Raw genomic sequence first — 18,642 nt, forward strand, 5'->3', positions numbered from 1 at the left:
GGGCGACACGTGAAAGACTTTTTCCGGCACAATGGGGTCCTCATCCTCATTGCCGCCGTCCTGCTGGCGCTGGTGACGGCGGTGGTCTCCATGCTGCTGGGAGGGACGGCGGACCCGCTGTCCAATCTGGTGGGGATCGTCACCACCCCGGTGCGCAACGGCATCAGCGCCCTGGCCGGCTGGACGGAGGAACAATACGCCGACGCCTTTGAGCGGGAACAGCTCAAAAGTGAAAACGCAGAGCTCAAGCTCCGCGTGGCCGAGCTGGAGGAACAGGCCCGGGCCGCGGAAGCCGCCCTCCAGGAAAACGAGCGGCTGCGCAGCCTGCTGGACCTGCGGCCCAGCCAGCGGGAGTTCGATCTGGAATCGGCCACCGTCACCGCCCGTTCCACCTCCAACTGGGAGTCCACGCTCACCATCAGCAAGGGCAGCTCCTCGGGCCTGGAAGCCGACGACTGTGTCGTGGACGAATATTGGAACCTGGTCGGCATCGTCCTTGAGGTGGGGGAGAACTGGGCCAGTGTGGCCACCGTGGCGGATTCCGGCCTGGAGCTGGGCGGACAGCTGGCCCGCACCGGCGGGGCGGCCATCCTGGAGGGCGACTTTGCCCTGATGGGGGAGGGCAAGCTCAAGCTGAGCTACCTGCCGGAGAATGCGGAGCTCATCGCCGGGGATCTGGTGACCACCTCCGGGCGGGGGGGCGTATACCCCGCCGGGCTGGCGGTGGGCCATGTGGAGGAGGTCCATACCGAGGCCAGCGGCATGACGCGCTATGCCGTCATCGTACCGGAGACCGATCTGGACGGGCTCAAGCAGGTCTTCGTGATCAAAGAATTTACCATCGTGGAGTGACGTCGCAAGCGGTCGAAAAAGGTGCTTCGCACCTTTTTCGAGGAGGATCACACGCAAGGCGGACCTCGATTTCTTGCGGAAAAGTCGGCCCGCCTTGCGTGTGAAGTGTCATTTCCGAGGCGCATGTCCCCGGAAATGACGGATTTTGATTTTATTCCGCCGCCTGCCTGCGCCCGCAGGCGCGTTTCGGAGCGCAACCGCCCCATCGGGGCGGGTCTTAGCGCGGAGATGGCGACGGAACTCTGCGAGGCTTTCCTGCGGGAGGGTTTTTCGACAAGCTAATCGGGAAGGCAGCGGGAAGGAGGGCGTTTATGACCCGCAGCGATTTTATGATAAAATGGGGCGTGTATGCCCTGGCCATCCTGCCTATTTGGTTTCTGGAGGTCTACGTGCTCAACCGCCTGCCGGTGCTGGGGGTGACGCCCATGCTGATGCCCCTGGCCGCCGTGGCCGCTGCCGTGCTGGAGGGCGCCACCGGAGGCGCCGGCTACGGGCTGTTCGTGGGGATCCTGTGCGACGCGGCCTATCACGGCACCAACGGCGCCATGACCCTGGGGCTCTGCCTACTGGGCATGGCGGCGGGCGCCCTGGCCCAGTACGCCCTGCGGCAGAATCTGGTAGGCTGCCTGCTGTGCTCCTTGGGGGCGCTGCTGTGCATCGACGCCGTCCGGGTAGCGGTCCATCTGCTGCGGGGAAGCGCCTCGCTGGGCGCGCTGCTGCGGGTGGCCGTACCGGAAGCGCTTTGGTCCATGGTGTTCGTTTTCCCGGTCTACGCCCTGTACCTGTGGGTATTCCACCGGGTCCCCAAACGCACCGTGCTGTAGCGGGGGGACTTTGCTGCCTGGAGGTGAGCGCACTTGGAAGGAAAACAATTTCAAAGACGGGCGCTGTTCACCGCGGCGCTTCTGGCGTTGCTGGTGGCGGCCTTCGCGGCGGTGCTGTGGAACCTGCAGGTGACCAATCTGGACTACTACCGGGGCCTGTCCACCCGCAAGATCGCCAACCGGGAGACGGTGGAGGCCGCCCGGGGGGAGATGCGGGACCGCTACGGCCGGGTCCTGGTGACCAACCGTGCCGTCTACCAGGTGACGCTGGATCTCTCCCGGATGGGCGAGGAGGCGCAGCGCAACGCCAACCTGCTCGCCCTGCTGGAGATCTGCCGGGAACAGAAGGTGGAGTGGAGCGATACGCTCCCCATCTCCGAAAGCGGCCCCTTTTCCTACACCAGCGACACCGCGCTGTCCTATCGCGCCGCCGACAGCAGCGCAGCGGAGACGGTGGTGCGCACCAGCTTGGGCAAGCTGGTGGACGCCCTGCCGCTGCAAAGCCGCGGCTTTCTTCCCGCAGGGGAGACCGACCCCTCGGCGGCGGCGCTGATGCAGGCCCTGCGGGGCTACTTTGAAGTGGACGAGAGCCTCTCCGACGGGGAAGCCCGCGCCCTCATCGGCGTGCTCTACGAAATCAACCTCCGGCAAAAAAACATTGATTACAGCGATTACATTTTTGCCCAGGACGTGGATATCGACTTCATCTCCACCGTTAAAGAGCACGGCCTGACCGGCGTGCAGATCGAGGCCGCCACCGTCCGGGAATATGCCACCTCCCACGCCGCCCACCTGCTGGGCCGGGTGGGCCCCATCTACGCCGACACCTGGGCCTACTATAAAGAACTGGGCTACAACATGAACGACACGGTAGGGATCGACGGGGCGGAGAGCGCCTTCGAGCCCTACCTGCGCGGGGAGGCCGGCGTGCGGGAGCAGGAGCTCTCCACCAGCGGCAAGGTGGTCAGCGAAAGCTGGTACACTGATCCGCTGACCGGGGAGACCCATGAGCCGGAGCCGGGCGACAACGTGCTGCTCACCCTGGATGTGAAGCTCCAGGCCAAGGCGGAGCAGGTCCTGGCGGATACCATCAGCAGCCTGGAATCCGCAGATACCGGCGGCGGCGCCGTCGTCATTCAGGACGTGTCCGACGGCGGCGTGCTCACCATGGCCTCCTACCCCACCTACGACCTGGCTACCGTATATTCCGACCAGGCCCTTTACGCCCAGGTCAGCAGCGACCCGCTGGAGCCTTTTTACAACCGGGCCTCCATGGGCCTGTACTCCCCCGGCTCCACCTTCAAGCCTCTGGTGGGCATTGCCGCTTTGGAGGAAGGGGTGACCACCCCCTCCGAAACGATCCGGGACACCGGCCGCTTTACCCTGCCGGAGGAGGAGAAATACCCCTACGGCGACTTTCACCCTCAATGCTGGATCTACCGCCAGTATGGCGGCACCCACGGACAGGAGAACCTGGCCGACGCTCTGCGGGACTCCTGCAACATCTATTTCTACACCATCGGCCACCGGCTGGGCATCGAACGCATCGACCTGTACGCCAAGATGTTCGGGCTGGGGGAGAAGACGGGCTTTGAGCTGTCCGAAAGCAAGGGCCGGGTGGCCGGCCCCGCGACCAGCGAGGCTCTGAATATGACCTGGTACGGCGGCAACCTGCTCAACGTTGCCATCGGCCAGGACAACACCGCCTGCACCCCGCTCCAGCTGACCAACTATATCGCCACCCTGGTCAACGGCGGCAACCACTACGCCACCCATCTGCTGCGCGCCGTCAAGTCCAGCGATTACAGCCAGACCGTGCTGGAGTATGAGCCCCAGCTGCTGGACACCCTGGAGCTGGACGCGGACAACGTGGAAGCGGTGAAGCTGGGGATGTGGAAGGTGGCAAACGACGCCAAGAGCAGCGTGAGCCGCTATTTTGCGGGCCTTCCGGTGGAGGTGGGCGCCAAGACCGGCTCCGCCCAGGTGGCCTCCAATGTAGAGGCAGACGCCGTGTTTGTCTGCTTCGCCCCCTATGACGACCCTCAGATCGCCATGACCATCGTGGTGGAGGGCGGCGCGTCCGGCAGCAATCTGGCCCAGGCCGCCGCCGAGATCTTGGATTACTACTTCAGCGCCGAGGACACTCTGGAGTCCGTGGACCCGGAGAACACGCTCCTGCGCTGACAAGGAATGATTGGATGACGGATACCCTTCTCTTCGATCCCCGGGACGAGCGGTATAAATCTCCCTACGGGGCGGTCAGCGCCGGAACCGTGGTGCATTTCGCGCTCCGGCCGGAGCGCGCTCAGGCTTTTTCCCGGGCGGTGCTCACCGCCCGGTTTGAAAGCCGGGCCAATGAGCTGGTGCGCATCTTTCTGCCCTGGAGCGGCCGGGACGGCGAACGGGACGTGTTCGCGGGCTCCCTGCCCACGGGGGATTATGTGGGTCTGATCTTCTACTCCTTCCGCCTGGAGGGGCTGGACGGCCGGACCCGGACGCTGGGGGAATACCAGCTGACGGTGTATGACGGCTGCGAGCAGGTGCCCGCCTGGTTTGGAGAGGGGACCTGTTATCAGATCTTTCCCGACCGCTTCCGCCGCAGCCGCATCCCCGACCCCGGCGGCATGGTGGGCGGCCGGAGCGTCCATGCCGCCTGGCAGGAGGAGCCGGAATACCGCCCCGACGCCCGGGGCGAGGTGCGCAACCGGGACTTCTTCGGCGGAGACCTGAAGGGCGTGCTGGAGCAGCTGCCCTACCTCCAGTCCCTGGGCGTGGAGACCCTGTATTTCAACCCCATTTTCGAGGCGGCGGAAAACCACCGCTACGGCACCGCCGATTATGAGCACGTAGACCCCATGCTGGGCTGTGACGCGGATTTTTCCGCTCTGTGCCGGGCTGCCCACGCCAGGGGGATGCGGGTCATTCTGGACGGTGTGTTCAACCACACCGGCTTTGTCAGCCGCTATTTCAACGGCGACGGCTTCTACCCCCAGCCGGGGGCGGCCCAGTCCCGGCAGAGTCCCTATTACCCCTGGTTCCACTTCCAGCACTGGCCCGACCGGTTCGACTCCTGGTGGGGCATCTATACCCTGCCCGCCGTCAACGAAGGGGAGGACTCCTACCGGGACTATATCATCCGGGGGGAACACAGCATTGTGCGCCGCTGGCTGCAGGCCGGGGCGGACGGCTGGCGGCTGGACGTGGCCGACGAGCTGCCCGACGACTTCATCCGCGAGCTCCATCAGGCCGTCCGGGCGGCCGACCCCAACGCCGTGGTCATTGGGGAGGTGTGGGAGGACGGCTCCACCAAGATCGCCTATGGGGTCCGCCGCAGACATATCTTGGGCGGACACTGCGACGGGCTGATGAACTACCCCTTCCGCAACGGCCTGATCTCCTTCCTGCTGGGCGCGGACGCGGCCTGCTTCCGGGATGCCATGGAGACCCTGCGGGAGAACTATCCCCCCTTCGCCTTTGCCTCCGCGATGAACTTTCTGGGCACCCACGACACCCCCCGCATCCTCACCCTGCTGGGCGTGGGCTCCGACTGCCGGGAGAACACCAAGGCCTGGCGGGCCGACTTCCGCATGGACGCCGGCCAGCGCGCCCTGGCCCTGGCCCGGCTGCGTCTGGGGGCCCTGGTGCTGTTCGCGTTTCCCGGCGCCCCCACGATCTATTACGGGGACGAGGCCGGGATGGAGGGCTTCGAAGACCCCTTCAACCGCCGCACCTTCCCCTGGGGCGCGGAGGACAAGGCCCTGACCGCCTGGTACGCCGCGCTGGGGCAGGCCCGAAAGTCCCTTCTCCCCCTGCGCCGGGGGGACCTGCGCTGGCTGCGGGCCGAGGGGCGGGTGCTGGCCTTCTCCCGGACCTGGGAAGGGGAGACGGTGATCGCTGCCGTCAACGCCGGGGACGCTCCGGAGCAGCTGCCCCTGGACGGCGCCTTCCGGGACCGGATGAGCGGGGAGCGCTTTACGGATACGGTTCCCCTGCCCCCCCTGACCGGCCGCCTGCTGACGGGGGAGCGTTGCAAATCCGCCTCCGGCGTGGTATAATGTCCTCATCTTACACAAAAGGAGCACGATATGCGCTGTCCGAACTGAGGTTCTTCTGAATCCGACGCTCCGCCCCGCCCATGGAGCGGACGCGAAGCTTGTTTCAATTCAGGAGGAACGATTATGATTCGGAATCAGCGCAATATTGCGCTCCTTTTTGCTGTTCTTTTTTTGCAGGGCATGGTCTTTTACAGTCCTGTGGCCACCCTTTACCGGCAGGAGAGCGGTCTGGATCTGGTACAGATCGGAGGGATCGAAAGCTTCTCCCTGGCGTTGATGCTCCTTCTGGAACTGCCCTGGGGGTGGCTGGCCGACCGGCTGGGGCACCGGCGCACCATCGTACTGTGCGCGTTCGTCTTCGCCGCATCCAAGGTAGTCTTCTGGCGCGCGGAGACCTTCGCGGCCTTTCTGGCGGAGCGGGCGCTGCTGGCAGTCAGCCTGTCCGGCCTGTCCGGATGCGACAGCGCCTTCCTGTTCGCCTGCTGCCGGGACGACGGGCACCGCAGGGCCTACGCCCTGAGCCAGGCAGTGCAGACGCTGGGGGTGCTGGCGGCCTCTCTGTCCTGGCCCCTTTGGGGCGGAACTTACCGCCTGGCCGCCCTGCTCACGGTCGGCTCCTACACGGCCGCCGCCCTGCTCACCCTGGGCCTGGCCGAGCCGGAGGGGGAGCGGGCCGCCCAGACCCGGACGGCGGAGCCCCTGTCCTTTGCCCAGGCGGCCCGGCGCACCCTGGCCCTCGCCCCGGTGCTGCTGGCCTTCTGCCTGGCGGAAGAGACCGGCCAGAGCGTCACCGTCTTTCTCAGCCCGCTCCTCTATACACGCGCGGGCATCCCCCAGCAGTGGTTCGGCGCCCTCCACGCCGCCATGACGGCGGCGGGCCTGCTGGGGGGCCTCTCCCATCGGATGTCCCGCCGTCTGGGGCAGCGGAGGGCGGCGGCGGCCCTCCTGACCGCGGGAACGGCGGCCTGCCTGCTGCCGGTCCTGTCTCCCGCCCCCGCCGCCGCCGTGCTGGGGGTCACGGCCCTGCGGGCCGTACAGTCCCTGCTGACGCCCCTGTCCCTGTCGATCCAGAACGAGCGCGCCCACCCGACGGGGCGGGCCGCCCAGCTCTCCTGCAACGCCATGCTCATGGACGTGGGGAGCATGTGTCTCTACCCCGCCTTCGGGGCGCTGGCCGGCCAGGGCGTGGAACGGGCGCTGCTGCTGGGCGCAGCCTGCTGCGCCGCCGCTCTGGTGCTGTTCCGGGCAGGCGCAGGCCAGTCCGCATCCTGAAGCCCGCGGCCGCGCTCCCGGTCTCCCCGGCACGGCGGGACTAACCGCCGGGCAGGAGCCGAACCGACCGCGCATCCCCCTGCCCCGAAACCGCGTAAAAGGCGTACTCCTCCGGCTTCAGCCCGCAGGCGGCCAGCGCGCCGCGCACCCGCTCCAGTGCCTCAGGCGGGAGGCGCAGGGCGATGCCGCAGCCCTGGGACACCTCCCGCAGCACGGGCATGACCTGGACCGCGGCGACCTCCGCTCCCGCACGCTGGGCCAGCAGGGCGGCATAGGTGGAGGAAAATGCGGCCATAACGTAATCCATCAGAGGGTGACCACCTTGGCGGAGCGGGCCATGCAGGACACGATATCATACATATTGCTCACCGTGCCCGCCTTCAACTGATCGGCCAGGCCGTAGAAGTTCAGGCACGTGCCGCATACCAGCACCTTTACCCCCCGCTCCTGCAGAGCGTTCAGGTGCTCCGCCACCTGGGCGTCCAGGGTGGGCAGCTTTACCCCCGCATTCATAAAAAGGATCGTTCCGGGCAGCTCGTCTCCCTGGGTGAGGGTATAAAAGAACATGCGCATCAGGCTGCTCCCCAGTTCCCGGTCCCCGTCGCCGATGCAGTCCCGGCCTGCGAAGACCGTCCAATCCCCGGCGGCGGCGTGTTGGGAAGGGCTTGCCGCCTGCGCCGTCGGCGTGCCGGAGGCGGCAAACGTCACGGCAAACCCTTCCCCGTCCCCTACGGGATGTGCCTGATAGCCCCTGCTTTCCGCCAGACGCTTCAGGTTTTCCACGGCGGCGGCGTTGTCCACCCGGACGGTAAAGGCCGTCTCGCCGGCAGCGATGGCCTTCTGGGCCAGGACTACCGGGATGGGACAGTTTTTTCCTCTGGCGTCGATCATTTTCATATCCATGCATCTCCGTTCCGTATCTGCTTCTCCTCTCATTATAACCGCCGCATTCCCCCTGTCAAGCAAACGAAAGGGGCGCTGCCCGAATGGCAGCGCCCCTCAGAGGGTTTCGGCGGAAACAGCCCGTTTAGTTGCGGCCCACGAAGTCGTCCTTGGTGACGGCCATGACGACGGCGGCCACGACGGCCAGAACGGCCAGCACCGCGTAAGCGGTGGCGTAGGAGGAAGCCTCGCCGATGATGGCGACCAGGGAAACGCCGATGGCGCCGATGGCGGCCACGATGGGCTTGAGCACCTTGTAGGCCAGCGGGAAGTCATAGCGGCCCCAGACGGTGCTGGTGAAGGACACCAGATAGTTGGACGCGCCGCCCAGCATCAGGGCCAGGAAGGGGAGCGACAGGTAGATGCAGGCGCGGATGCCGGTCAGGTTGAGGATCAGGGAGACCACACCGATGCCGAAGGTGATGATGATGGCCCTCTTGGGACCCACCTTGGCATCCAGCACGCCGCACAGGGGGCTGCCGAAGCAGGCGGCGATCCCGGCGATGGCCAGCATGCCGATGATCTCACCGGGCTGGTAGCCAATGCTGGACAGGCGGGCGAAGAAGTTGGTCATGATGCCCAGGGACAGCAGCTCCATGACGCCCAGGGAGAAGCCGGCCATCCAGGTGCGCTTGTAGGAGAGCATTTTCCCGGGGGTCCAGGGAGAGGTCTTCATGTACTCCAGGCCGGCCTTGAGCTCCTGCTCCGCCTGCGCCTTGTCGAAGGAGCGGTCGTTGTCGGGGAAGGCGCCGGCCTGCTCGGGATAGTCCCGCACAAAGACGGCGCACAGCACGGCCAGCACCGTGCAGGCGACGCCGTAGAAGGTATAGACGGCGCGGGTGCCGCCCATGCCGACCAGGATGGAGGCCAGGGCCGTGGTGGTAGCGGCGGACAGGGGGAAGCCGATGGTAACCCAGCCCATGACCAGGCCCTTTTTCTTGGGGAACCAGTTGCCGATGACGTTTCCGTTGGCAATGTAGGCAAAGCCCATGCCGCCCACCATGGCCACGGACACGCAGACGAAGTACACCACGTAGTTGGCGGCGTAGCCCCAGGCGAAGCAGGCGATGGCGGTGATGGCCAGCGAGCAGGTCCAGGCAAAACGGGCGGACTTCTTGGCGCCGATATAGCCCCAGAGCACGCCGCCCGCCACGGCGATCCAGCCGCCCACGGTGGAGAACATGGACAACACCCCGTAGTTCATGCCGGTGGTGCCGGCGAACACCTCGCGGGTAACGTTCAGGGAATCGTTGATCAGAGAGCTGTCGATGAAGATGCACGCGAAGGAAAAGAGCATCAGCAGCCAACCCTTGGCGCCAAAGTTGGCAGTGACCTTGGTGGTTTTATTTTGTGCGTTCAAACCAGATTCCTCCTTTTATTCGTAGACCTCCGGGCGGCTCCTTCCCACACCGCCCGTAAACGCCTGTATTTTATCGCAGGCGGCGGCGGACGTAAAATACCGATTCCGTATGGCTCCCATGCGCAAAACGCTTGACCGGCTGGTGCGGGCCCCCTCTTCCCTCTCGTTTTGCGCCACCCGGACGGCTTTTTTGTGTAAAAGGGCAAAATGGGACCCCGGGATTTCAGCAATGCGCCGATTCTATAACGAAAAAAGCATAGCTGCCATTCCGATTTTACATAGAAAGCCATGACACCCCCCGAAAAATCTGCTATACTGAAGCAAACAGCGCAGGAGACGAGGTGTGCACGGATGAACCTGGAACAGATCGAGAGCTTTCTGGTCCTGGCACAGCGGCTCAATTTTACGCAGGCGGCGAACGACCTGTTCATGGCGCAGCCTGCCCTGAGCCGGCTGATCGCGGCCCTGGAAAAGGAGCTGGAGGTCCAGCTCTTTCACCGCAATTCCCGGGGGGTGTCCCTCACCCCGGCGGGGGAGGCGTTCCTGCGGGAGTGCCCCGCCATTCTGGACGGCTACCGCCGCAGCGTCAGCGCCGCCCAGCTGGCCCAGAAGGGGTACGCGGGCACGCTCACCCTGGGCATCCTGCGGGATGCGTTTCATCCCGAGGCGGTGGACATCTATCAGGCCATGGAGCGGCGCTATCCCGAGGTACGCCTGCTCCTGCGGGAATACAGCCACTCCCAGCTGATCCGGCGCTTTTTGGACGGGGAGCTGGACGCCATTTTCAACTTCGGCTCCGAGGCGATGCCGCCGGAGGTGGAGAGCCTGGTGCTGCGCCGGGACCACCAGTGCGTGGTGGTCCCGCCCCACTCGCCCCTGGCCCTGGAGCGCAGCCTGCGGATGGAGGATCTGAAGGGGGAAAAGTTTATCGCCATGGCCCGCTCCGCCTCCCAGCCCGGACACGACTTTCTCTGGCGGATCACGGCGGAAGCCGGCTTCGTGCCGGAGATCGTGGCGGAGGTGGGCCATGTGCCCACCCTGCTGATGCTGGTGGCCTGCGGCCTGGGGATCAGTACCCTGACCAACGACTTCGAGTATCTGACCCGCGGCCGGGTGACCTTTGTCCCCCTGGTGGGCGTGCCGCTGTCCAGCCACAGCCTGAGCTGGCGGCGGGGCAGCGCCAATCCGTCCCTGCCCCTTTTGGTGGATACGGTGCGGGACTTCCTGGCGAAAAAATGAAGATTTCGTAAAAAAAGCGGAAGCCGGACGGCTTCCGCTTTTTTATCCACCGTATCTGTGTTATAATCAAACAACTTTCAGAGAAGCAAACCGGTTTTGGGAAGCCCGCGGCGTTTTATGCGGTAAACGGCCGCTTTGCACCGCTCAGGGAAAGGAGGGGGTCCGGATGGAAGCGCTGTTTGCCCTGCCCCAGCAGCGGATGGACGCGCTGACCGGTTGGCTGGCGGCCAACCCGCAGCTGTGCGGCTGGTTTACGTCCATCGTACGCTTTGTGTTCCCGGTACTGGCTCTGCTGATCCTTATCCGCTCCATCCGTTCCCTGCTGACGGTGCCCCATCTGCCGGAGGTGTGGGCCTACCTGACCCTGCCCAACGGGTCGGGGGAGCCCCTGACCCACTGGGAAAACATCCTGGGCCGGGGCGGCGCCTGCGACGTGGTGCTGAATTATCCGGTGGTCTCCCGCCAGCACGCCGCCCTGATCCGCCGCGAGGACGACACCTGGACGGTCCACGACCTGGGCTCCACCGGCGGCGTCACCGTCAACGGCGCGGCGGTGGAGGGCAGCGCCCCGGTGGCCTACGGAGACGTTCTGGGCCTGGGCGGGGTGGAGACCGTGCTGCTGCCCGTGTCTCCGGAGGAAAAGGCCCAGCGCCGCCACCGCCGCCGTGCCGCCAAGCCCGCCTCTCCCTGGCTGGGGCTGGTGCTGCTGACGGTGTTTCAGGTGCTGTGCGCGCTGCAGCTGATCCTCTCCGCCGGGGCGCAGGCCACGCTCAACCTTCCCGGCGCCTTTCTCTGCCTCTCGCTGGTGATGTGGCTCTACTTTCTCACCATGCGCCTGCTGCGGCGGGTGGGGTTCGAGATGGAGACCATCGCGTTCTTCCTGTCCACCCTGTCCCTGGCCATCACCGCCTCCTCCGCGCCGTCGGCGCTGTTCAAGCAATTTCTCGCCCTGCTGCTGGGCCTGGTCCTCTTCCTGATACTGGGCGTTTTTCTGCGGGATCTGGAGCGGGCCAAGCACATCCGCTGGCTCATGGCCGCCGCCGCGATCGGCCTGGTATCCGTCACCCTGGTGCTGGGATCCGCCCCTCAGTACGGCGCGGCCAACTGGATCCGGCTGGGCGCGCTCTCCCTCCAGCCCTCGGAGCTGGCCAAGATCTGCTATATCTTTGCCGGCTCGGCCACGCTGGAGCGGCTCTTCCGCAAGCGGAACCTGGGCCTGTTCATCGTCCTGACCGGCGTGTGCCTGGGCTGTCTGGCCCTGATGAGCGATTTCGGCACCGCCGCCATCTTTTTCGTAACCTTCCTGGTCATCGCCTATCTCCGCTCCGGTGATTTCGCCACCCTGTCCCTGATCACGGGCGGCGGCGTGTTCGCCGTGCTCACCATGCTCTCCCTCAAGCCCTATATCCTCCGGCGCTTTGCCACCTGGGGCCACGCCTGGGAGAACGCCTCCGCCGGGGGCTACCAGCAGACCCGCGCCATGTCGGCCGCCGCCTCCGGCGGTCTGGTGGGGGTGGGGCCCGGGGAGGGCTGGCTCCACCGGGTGGCCGCCGCGGATACCGATCTGGTCTTCGGTATGCTCTGTGAGGAGTGGGGCCTGATCATCGCGGCGCTGGCGGTGCTCTCCGTGTTCACACTGGCGGTCTTCGCCGTGCGCGCCTGCCGGGCGGGCCGGAGCAGCTTTTACACCATCGCCGCCTGCGCCGCCACCTCCATGATGGTCTTTCAAACCTGCCTGAACGTGTTCGGCGCGGTGGACCTGCTGCCCCTCACCGGGGTCACGTTTCCCTTCGTGTCCAACGGCGGATCGTCCATGCTGGCTTCCTGGGGCCTGCTGGCCTTTCTGAAAGCCACCGACACCCGCCAGAACGCCAGCTTTGCCATCCGCCTGCCTTCCCGGCGGGAGGACCGCCGGGGTGCGGCGCTGGCCCCCCGGGACACGGAGGGCTGGGAACAGGAGGCGGATGATGAAGAAGATTGAACGCCGGGCCCTGTTGTGCCTGCTCCTGGCCGCCGCCCTGATCGCGGGGCTGGCGCTGTATGTGGGGCGCTGGGCGCTGAACGGCGGGCGCTGGGCCTCCTACGCCGCCAACCGGCATCTGTTCAACTCCAGCGGGGAGCTGGCCGTGGGCCGGGTGCTGGACCGGGACGACGACGTGCTCTCCTGGGTGGACGGCGCCGGGCGGCGCGCCTACTACGAAAACGCCACGGTACGGAAAGCCACCCTCCATGCAGTGGGGGACCGGGGCGGCAACATCGGCACCGGCGCCCTGACCGCCTTTGCCGACCGGCTTTCGGGCTACAACCTGCTCACCGGAGCCTACTCCCCCCTGGGCCGGGGCAACGACCTGTACCTGACCCTGGACGCCCGGCTCAACTACATCGCCTATCAGGCGCTGGGCGGGCGCAAGGGGGCCGTGGGCGTGTACAACTATCAGACGGGGGAAGTCCTGTGCATGGTCTCCGCCCCCTCCTTCGATCCCCTGGATCCCCCGGAGCATGTGGAGGACGATCCCGCCTACGACGGAGTCTATCTCAACCGCTTCCTGTCCGGTACGTTTGTGCCCGGCTCGGTGTATAAGACCATTACTCTGGCCGCGGCCATTGAGAACATTCCCGATCTCTTCACGCGCACCTGGACCTGTACCGGCTCCACCGACGTGGCGGGTGAGGCCGTCACCTGTCCTCACGCGCACGGGGAGCTGGATATCTACGCAGCGCTCTCCAGCTCCTGCAACGGAGTGTTCGCCCTTCTGGCCGCCGAGCTGGGGGACGCGGTGCTGGAGGCTTACACCCGGCAGGCGGGCCTGACGGCGCGCTATTCCGTCAGCGGCCTGAATACCGCCGCCGGGAGCTTTGCCTTCAGCGGCCTTTCGCAGGGGGCGCTGGGCTGGGCCGGCGTGGGGCAGGGGGACGACCTGGTCAACCCCTGCGCGCTGATGGTCTACATGGGAGCCATCGCAAACGGGGGAAGCGCGGCGGCGCCCCAGCTCGTCCTCAAGACGGAAAACGCCCTGGGACTGCCCTCCGGCTTCTACCGCAGAAAGAGCACTGGCACCCTGGTCGCCCCAGCCACAGCGGCCACCCTGGCCGAGATGATGCACCGCAACGTGACCGAGACCTATGGGGCCGGCCGCTTCCCCAATATGGACGTGTGCGCCAAGAGCGGTACGGCGGAAGTGGGTGGCGGCAACCCCCACGCCTGGTTCGCCGGATTCCTGCGGGGGACGGATACGCCCTACGCCTTTGTGGTGCTGGTGGAAAACGGCGGCTCCGGCGCGGATACGGCGGGCTCCGTGGCCGCCCAGGTGCTGGACGCGCTGGTCAACGGGTATTGACCCTTTCCCGGCCGGCTCCGCTTGCCCTCAAAAACGGGACCAACCCGAAGGTTGGTCCCGTTTCTCGTTTTCGGTCTGTGCCGCCGGGAAAGGGCGTTTACTTGCGCCCGCCCCTGCGGGAATTGCGCCGCTCCGCCTGGCGCAGCTCGGACAGCTTGCTGTCTGAAGAGGCCATGAACTGCTTGAGCCGGTCCTCAAAGGTGGCCGGCTCCGCCGGAGCGCTCTTGCCGCGGAAGCCGCCGCCGCTCTGGCCCGCCGGGCGGCCCATGGGGCGGCCCTGACCCGCCGGACGGGGCGGGGGATCCATTGCCTTTTTGATGGAGAGGTTGATGCGGCCGTTTTCGTCGATGCCGATGACCTTGACTTTGACCTGCTGCCCTTCCTTAAGATGATCCTTTACATCATTTACGTAGGAGTAGGCGATCTCAGAGATATGCACCAAACCCGACCTGCCCTCCGGCAGGGCGACGAAAGCGCCGAACTTTGTGATGCCTGTGACCTTCCCCTCTACAACCGAACCAACACCGAACTCCATCTGACAGACATATCCTCCTTATCAATCTGCGCGGGGTAAACGCACTAATTGGTGAAATAGAAGACATACTCGCCCGGCTCCACCAGCCCCAGCTTGCTGCGGGCGATATCAGCCTGCCGCTGGGGGTCGCCGCTGTTTTCCACGGCGTCTGCCAAGTCGGCGTTGACCTGCTTCTGGGCGGCTACCTCCGCCTGGGCCTGCGTCAGGTCGGACTGAGCCTGCTGAATCTGCCCCCGCAGGTTCAACAGGGCGCTTGCCACGCCGATAAGCAGGGCCAGGACCACCAGCTTGGTCAGGATGGACGCTTTTTTGGTTTTCATGGCCCTTCCCTCCTGCCGCCGCGTCGGCATTTTGCCGGTGCGCTTCTTCCATTTCCCTAGATATCAGCTTTATTTTATACCACTTGCGCCGATAATGGAAGGTTTTTTTTGCTCTTTTTCCGATTTTTTTGCATAGACGTCCTGCGGCCACAACCGGTAGTGTGGCCAGGCGCCACAACACCCCCAGAAAATCCGCCAGCAGGTAGCCCAGCTTGAGGGCCCAGCGGCTGAGCAGCAAGAAGTAGACCGTAGCGCCCCCCAACACGCCCAAGACCAGGTAGATGCGCACCGCCCCGTCTCCGGCGGCGACGGCATAGACGAACAGGGCCGCGGTGACCGCCAGCCAGAACACCAAATCCAGCAGGGCGCCCAGCAGCTTCAGGGGGATGCGGACGCGGAGGATGCGGAAAAAGTCGTACAGCAGCCCCACCGCCGCTCCCAGCAGCAGCGCTCCGGCCAGCAGGGCAGCCTGGGCGGAGACCGAGATCTCCATCTCAGCGGAACAGGCGGGCCAGCAGGCCCCCGGCCTTTTCCCGGCCGGAATCCTCGTACGTCAGGGAATCGATGTCCCCCTCCACCTTCAGGTCTCCCCCGTCCAGGCTCAGCTTTTCGATGTGCAGCCCCTGGCCCCGGACGATCAGGGTGCCCCGGCTGGTGTACATGACGATGGTATTCTCGTCGAAGCTCTCCACTTCCTCCACGCCGGAGACGGAAAGCTGCTCCCGCTCTTCCAAAACGATGTGATGGGCCGCCTCGGCCCGGGTCCTGTTCTCCTCATACGGCATTCGGATGACCCCACCTTTCCCGTTATGATCTCATTGATGTATATGGGACAGGGGGGCAGGATATTACGCCTGCTGCCGGGGCAGGGCGCGGAGCAGCGGCTTTGCCAGCAGCGCGGCGGCCGCGATCTTCACCGCGTCGCCGGGCAGGTAAACCAGCATGCCCGCCCAAAGCACGGCGGACAGGGACATGCCCCGGCCCAGGTAGCCGTTGAAAATAAGGTACATGTAGGGGATGCCCACCAGGTAAAGCACGCCGTCCCCCGCCGCGCAGGCCAGCGCCGTCCGCCAGGGCCGCGTTCCGTCTCCCGCCAGCTTTCCCATGACCCAGGCCGCCGGAATAAGCCCCAGCAGAAAGCCGAAGCTGGGCTGAAACACATATCCCGGACCGCCGCCCTGGGTAAACACCGGCAGGCCCGCCAATCCCAGCGCCACGTAAACGATCTGGGACAGGGCGCCCCACCTGGGCCCCAACAGCAGGGCCGCCATGGCGGTAAAGAAAAACTGCAGGGTGATGGACATGGCCCCTGCCGGAAGGCGCAGGAAGGCGCCTACGGCGGTCAGCGCGGCAAACAGGGCGCACAGGATCAGCATACGGGTATGGTTCCTCATTTTCATCCCTCCATTGTAAACCTTTTTTATATTTTAGTTTACATTTCGTCAATTGTAAACTGTCACTTCCGATAAGTTGACAGGACCCGGTTTCTCTGATACGATACAAAAAAACGAAAGGAGGCGGCGCTGTGCTGCGGGATCAGGTGCTGGCGCTGCTGAAGGCGGGGGATGCTCCCTGCTCCGGCGAGGGAATGAGCCGAACGCTGGGGGTAAGCCGGGCGGCGGTGTGGAAGGCCGTGGAGGCGCTGCGGCAGGAGGGCTACGTCATTTCCTCCGCGCCCCACCGCGGCTACCGGCTGGAGGACTCTCCGGACCTGCTCTCGCCCGGGGAACTGGCCGGGGCGCTGGCCGGCCGGACCGTGGGGGCGGCGCTGCTCTGTCTGGACACGGTAGATTCCACCAACAATGAGCTCAAGCGCCGCGCCGACACCGCCCCCGACGGCCTGGCGGTGCTGGCGCAGGAACAGACCGGGGGCCGGGGGCGGCTGGGCCGCTCGTTCGTCTCTCCCGCCGGAAAGGGGCTCTACCTCTCCGTGCTGCTGCGGCCCCAATGCGTGCTGGCCGACGCGGGGATGCTCACGGCCTGGACGGCGGTGGCGGTCTGCCGGGCGCTGGAACGCTGCTGCGGCGTCCGCGCCGGGATCAAGTGGCCCAACGACATCGTGCTGGAGGGCAGAAAGCTCTGCGGCATCCTCACGGAACTGGAGCTGGAGGCAGAGACCGCCGCCCTGCGGCATGTGATCGTGGGCGTGGGGATCAACGTGAGCCAGGACGCGGCCGACTTCGGCCCGGAGGTGGCCCCGGTCGCCATCTCCCTGGCCCAGGCCCTGGGGCAGGCCCCCCGCCGCTCCCAACTGGCGGCAGAGGTGCTCTCCGCCCTGGATGACCTGTACCGGGCCTTTCCGGCGCAAAAGGCGGACTACCTGGCGCGCTACCGCGCGCTGTGCGTGACGGCGGGGCGAGCGGTCCGGGTACTGCGTCCCGGCCAGGTCCGCACGGGGACCGCCGAAGCAGTGAACGAGGATTTTGCGCTGCTGGTCCGCTGGGACAACGGGGAGCAAGAGGCGCTTTCCTCCGGCGAGGTCTCCGTCCGGGGCCTTTTGGGCTATGAATAGGGCCGGAAGGACTTGAGGCATCACCGCACAATTCCCCACGCACGTCTTGGCGGCCAATTTGCCCCACAAATGCGTTGCAAAACCTTGCAATACAAAAAGTATTCCTGCGGTTTCGCGCCTTTTTGCGGCACAAATTTTCGCGCCGATCCGCACGTGTTGAATGATGCGGTAATGCCTTGACATTTTTGATCCGTTCGCTATAATAGGACAATATATGTGTCTTGACACATATATTGTCCTATTGACTTCAGATCGGAAATGAGGGATCGCCATGGGAACCTGGAAGTCTTTTCTGCAGCGAAAAAATGTGGTCGTCTCCGCCAGGCGGTACGGCGTGGATGCTCTGGGGGCGATGGCGCAGGGCCTGTTTGCGTCCCTGCTCATCGGCACCATTTTGGATACCCTGGGCGGCCAGCTGGGGGCCGTCTGGCTGGTGGAGATCGGCGCGTTTGCCAAGGCGGTGTCCGGTCCGGCCATGGCCATCTCCATCGGCTTTGCCCTTCAGGCCCCGCCGCTGGTGCTCTTTTCGCTGGCGGCGGTAGGCTGGGCGGCCAATGCGCTGGGGGGCGCCGGTGGGCCGCTGGCCGTGCTGGCGGTGAGCGTAACGGCCTGCGAGCTGGGAAAGCTGGTCTCCAAGGAGACGCCGGTGGACATCCTCGTCACCCCCCTGGTCACCATCCTCTCAGGCGCGGGTCTTTCCATGCTCATCGCCGCCCCCATCGGCGCGCTCGCCCTTGCCCTGGGGCAGCTCATCATGTGGGCCACCGAGCTGCAGCCGTTCCTGATGGGGATCGTCGTATCGGTGCTGGTGGGCATTTTTCTTACCCTGCCCATCTCCTCCGCCGCCATCTGCCACGCCCTGAGCCTCACCGGCCTGGCGGGGGGCGCCGCCGTGGCGGGGTGCTGCGCCCAGATGGTGGGCTTTGCGGTCCTCTCCTTTCGGGAAAACCGCTGGGGCGGCCTGGTGAGTCAGGGACTGGGCACCTCCATGCTCCAGATGGGCAATATCGTCCGCAATCCCCGCATCTGGCTGCCCGCCATTCTGACCTCCGCCGTGACCGGCCCCATCGCCACCTGCCTTTTCCATCTGGAGATGAACGGCCCCGCCATTTCCTCGGGCATGGGGACCTGCGGTCTGGTAGGCCAGATCGGCGTCTACTCCGGCTGGGTGGCCGGCGGGCGGGCGATCACCCTGCTTGACTGGGCGGGACTGCTCCTGATCAGCGTTCTTCTGCCCGCCGTGGTCTGCTGGGGCTTCGGCCTGTTGTTCCGAAAGATCGGCTGGATCCGCGAGGGGGACCTGACGCTGAACTGACTGCGGTCCCTTTGGAACCCCCGGCCGTTTCTCCATTTCAGTTGCAAAGCGCCTGCGCCGGTGGACCTTAGGTCCACC

Annotated in this window: 17 protein-coding genes and 1 pseudogene; 10 read left to right on the top strand and 8 right to left on the bottom strand. The window is 65.6% G+C overall.

What is annotated here, in order from left to right:
- The first annotated feature begins 9 nt into the window (after positions 1–9).
- The 5 genes from mreC to H8S57_RS11090 all read left to right on the top strand — a co-directional run bounded on the left by mreC (position 10) and on the right by H8S57_RS11090 (position 7,003).
- The gene (mreC, locus tag H8S57_RS11070; protein WP_186908154.1) at positions 10–852 is read left to right on the top strand and encodes a rod shape-determining protein MreC; all 843 of its coding nucleotides are present in this window, start codon (positions 10–12) and stop codon (positions 850–852) included.
- 311 nt (positions 853–1,163) lie between these two features.
- Complete coding sequence (gene mreD, locus H8S57_RS11075; protein ID WP_186908155.1) at positions 1,164–1,676, top strand: rod shape-determining protein MreD; 513 nt, start codon at positions 1,164–1,166, stop codon at positions 1,674–1,676.
- A 33-nt stretch (positions 1,677–1,709) separates the two neighbouring features.
- Positions 1,710–3,860: a penicillin-binding transpeptidase domain-containing protein gene (locus tag H8S57_RS11080; protein WP_186908156.1), complete on the top strand. Its 2,151-nt coding sequence runs from the start codon at positions 1,710–1,712 to the stop codon at positions 3,858–3,860.
- 14 nt (positions 3,861–3,874) lie between these two features.
- Positions 3,875–5,731 (top strand): glycoside hydrolase family 13 protein, encoded by a 1,857-nt coding sequence (locus H8S57_RS11085; protein WP_186908157.1) that lies wholly within the window; start codon positions 3,875–3,877, stop codon positions 5,729–5,731.
- Between the two features lie 123 nt (positions 5,732–5,854).
- Positions 5,855–7,003, top strand: coding sequence for an MFS transporter (locus H8S57_RS11090; protein ID WP_186908158.1), 1,149 nt, complete (start codon positions 5,855–5,857; stop codon positions 7,001–7,003).
- A gap of 40 nt (positions 7,004–7,043) precedes the next feature.
- Here H8S57_RS11090 and H8S57_RS11095 read toward each other — a convergent pair whose 3' ends face one another.
- The 3 genes from H8S57_RS11095 to H8S57_RS11105 all read right to left on the bottom strand — a co-directional run bounded on the left by H8S57_RS11095 (position 7,044) and on the right by H8S57_RS11105 (position 9,305).
- Positions 7,044–7,310 carry a putative Se/S carrier protein gene (locus H8S57_RS11095; protein WP_186908159.1) on the bottom strand — a complete coding sequence of 89 codons (267 nt, stop codon included), beginning with the start codon at positions 7,308–7,310 and terminating at the stop codon, positions 7,044–7,046.
- The gene (gene yedF, locus H8S57_RS11100; protein WP_186908193.1) at positions 7,310–7,900 is read right to left on the bottom strand and encodes a sulfurtransferase-like selenium metabolism protein YedF; all 591 of its coding nucleotides are present in this window, start codon (positions 7,898–7,900) and stop codon (positions 7,310–7,312) included. The genes H8S57_RS11095 and yedF overlap by 1 nt, the downstream gene beginning before the upstream one ends.
- 130 nt (positions 7,901–8,030) lie before the next feature.
- Positions 8,031–9,305, bottom strand: coding sequence for an MFS transporter (locus H8S57_RS11105; RefSeq protein WP_186908160.1), 1,275 nt, complete (start codon positions 9,303–9,305; stop codon positions 8,031–8,033).
- Positions 9,306–9,656: 351 nt separating this feature from the next.
- On the opposite strand from H8S57_RS11105, the gene H8S57_RS11110 reads away from it, so the two are divergent.
- The 3 genes from H8S57_RS11110 (at position 9,657) to H8S57_RS11120 (ending at position 13,882) form a co-directional block, all read left to right on the top strand.
- The gene (locus H8S57_RS11110) at positions 9,657–10,544 is read left to right on the top strand and encodes a LysR family transcriptional regulator (RefSeq protein WP_186908161.1); all 888 of its coding nucleotides are present in this window, start codon (positions 9,657–9,659) and stop codon (positions 10,542–10,544) included.
- Positions 10,545–10,710: 166 nt separating this feature from the next.
- Positions 10,711–12,525 (top strand): FtsW/RodA/SpoVE family cell cycle protein, encoded by a 1,815-nt coding sequence (locus H8S57_RS11115; RefSeq protein WP_352408628.1) that lies wholly within the window; start codon positions 10,711–10,713, stop codon positions 12,523–12,525.
- A complete protein-coding gene (locus H8S57_RS11120; RefSeq protein WP_186908162.1) occupies positions 12,512–13,882 on the top strand; it encodes a penicillin-binding transpeptidase domain-containing protein in 1,371 nt (456 codons plus the stop codon). Before H8S57_RS11115 ends, H8S57_RS11120 begins: the two co-directional genes overlap by 14 nt.
- Positions 13,883–13,979: 97 nt before the next feature.
- Here H8S57_RS11120 and H8S57_RS11125 read toward each other — a convergent pair whose 3' ends face one another.
- From H8S57_RS11125 to H8S57_RS11140, 5 genes and pseudogenes are all read right to left on the bottom strand, one after another.
- Complete coding sequence (locus H8S57_RS11125) at positions 13,980–14,417, bottom strand: S1 RNA-binding domain-containing protein (protein WP_186908163.1); 438 nt, start codon at positions 14,415–14,417, stop codon at positions 13,980–13,982.
- Positions 14,418–14,461: 44 nt separating this feature from the next.
- Positions 14,462–14,737 (bottom strand): septum formation initiator family protein, encoded by a 276-nt coding sequence (locus H8S57_RS11130; RefSeq protein ID WP_186908164.1) that lies wholly within the window; start codon positions 14,735–14,737, stop codon positions 14,462–14,464.
- A 232-nt stretch (positions 14,738–14,969) separates the two neighbouring features.
- A pseudogene (gene yabQ, locus H8S57_RS18045) lies at positions 14,970–15,230 on the bottom strand (spore cortex biosynthesis protein YabQ); the annotation flags it as partial.
- A 1-nt stretch (position 15,231) separates the two neighbouring features.
- On the bottom strand, positions 15,232–15,522 hold the full coding sequence (gene yabP / locus H8S57_RS11135; RefSeq protein ID WP_186908165.1) for a sporulation protein YabP: 291 nt from the start codon (positions 15,520–15,522) through the stop codon (positions 15,232–15,234).
- A gap of 63 nt (positions 15,523–15,585) precedes the next feature.
- Positions 15,586–16,131 (bottom strand): biotin transporter BioY, encoded by a 546-nt coding sequence (locus H8S57_RS11140; protein ID WP_243204794.1) that lies wholly within the window; start codon positions 16,129–16,131, stop codon positions 15,586–15,588.
- Between the two features lie 131 nt (positions 16,132–16,262).
- On the opposite strand from H8S57_RS11140, the gene H8S57_RS11145 reads away from it, so the two are divergent.
- Positions 16,263–17,249: a biotin--[acetyl-CoA-carboxylase] ligase gene (locus H8S57_RS11145; RefSeq protein ID WP_186908167.1), complete on the top strand. Its 987-nt coding sequence runs from the start codon at positions 16,263–16,265 to the stop codon at positions 17,247–17,249.
- Between the two features lie 271 nt (positions 17,250–17,520).
- Entirely contained in the window at positions 17,521–18,564 is a 1,044-nt protein-coding gene (locus H8S57_RS11150) for a PTS sugar transporter subunit IIC (RefSeq protein WP_186908168.1), read from the top strand.
- The last annotated feature ends 78 nt before the right edge of the window (positions 18,565–18,642 follow it).

The organism is Lawsonibacter hominis, assembly GCF_014287895.1.
Classification (GTDB): Bacteria; Bacillota; Clostridia; order Oscillospirales; family Oscillospiraceae; genus Lawsonibacter_A; species Lawsonibacter_A hominis.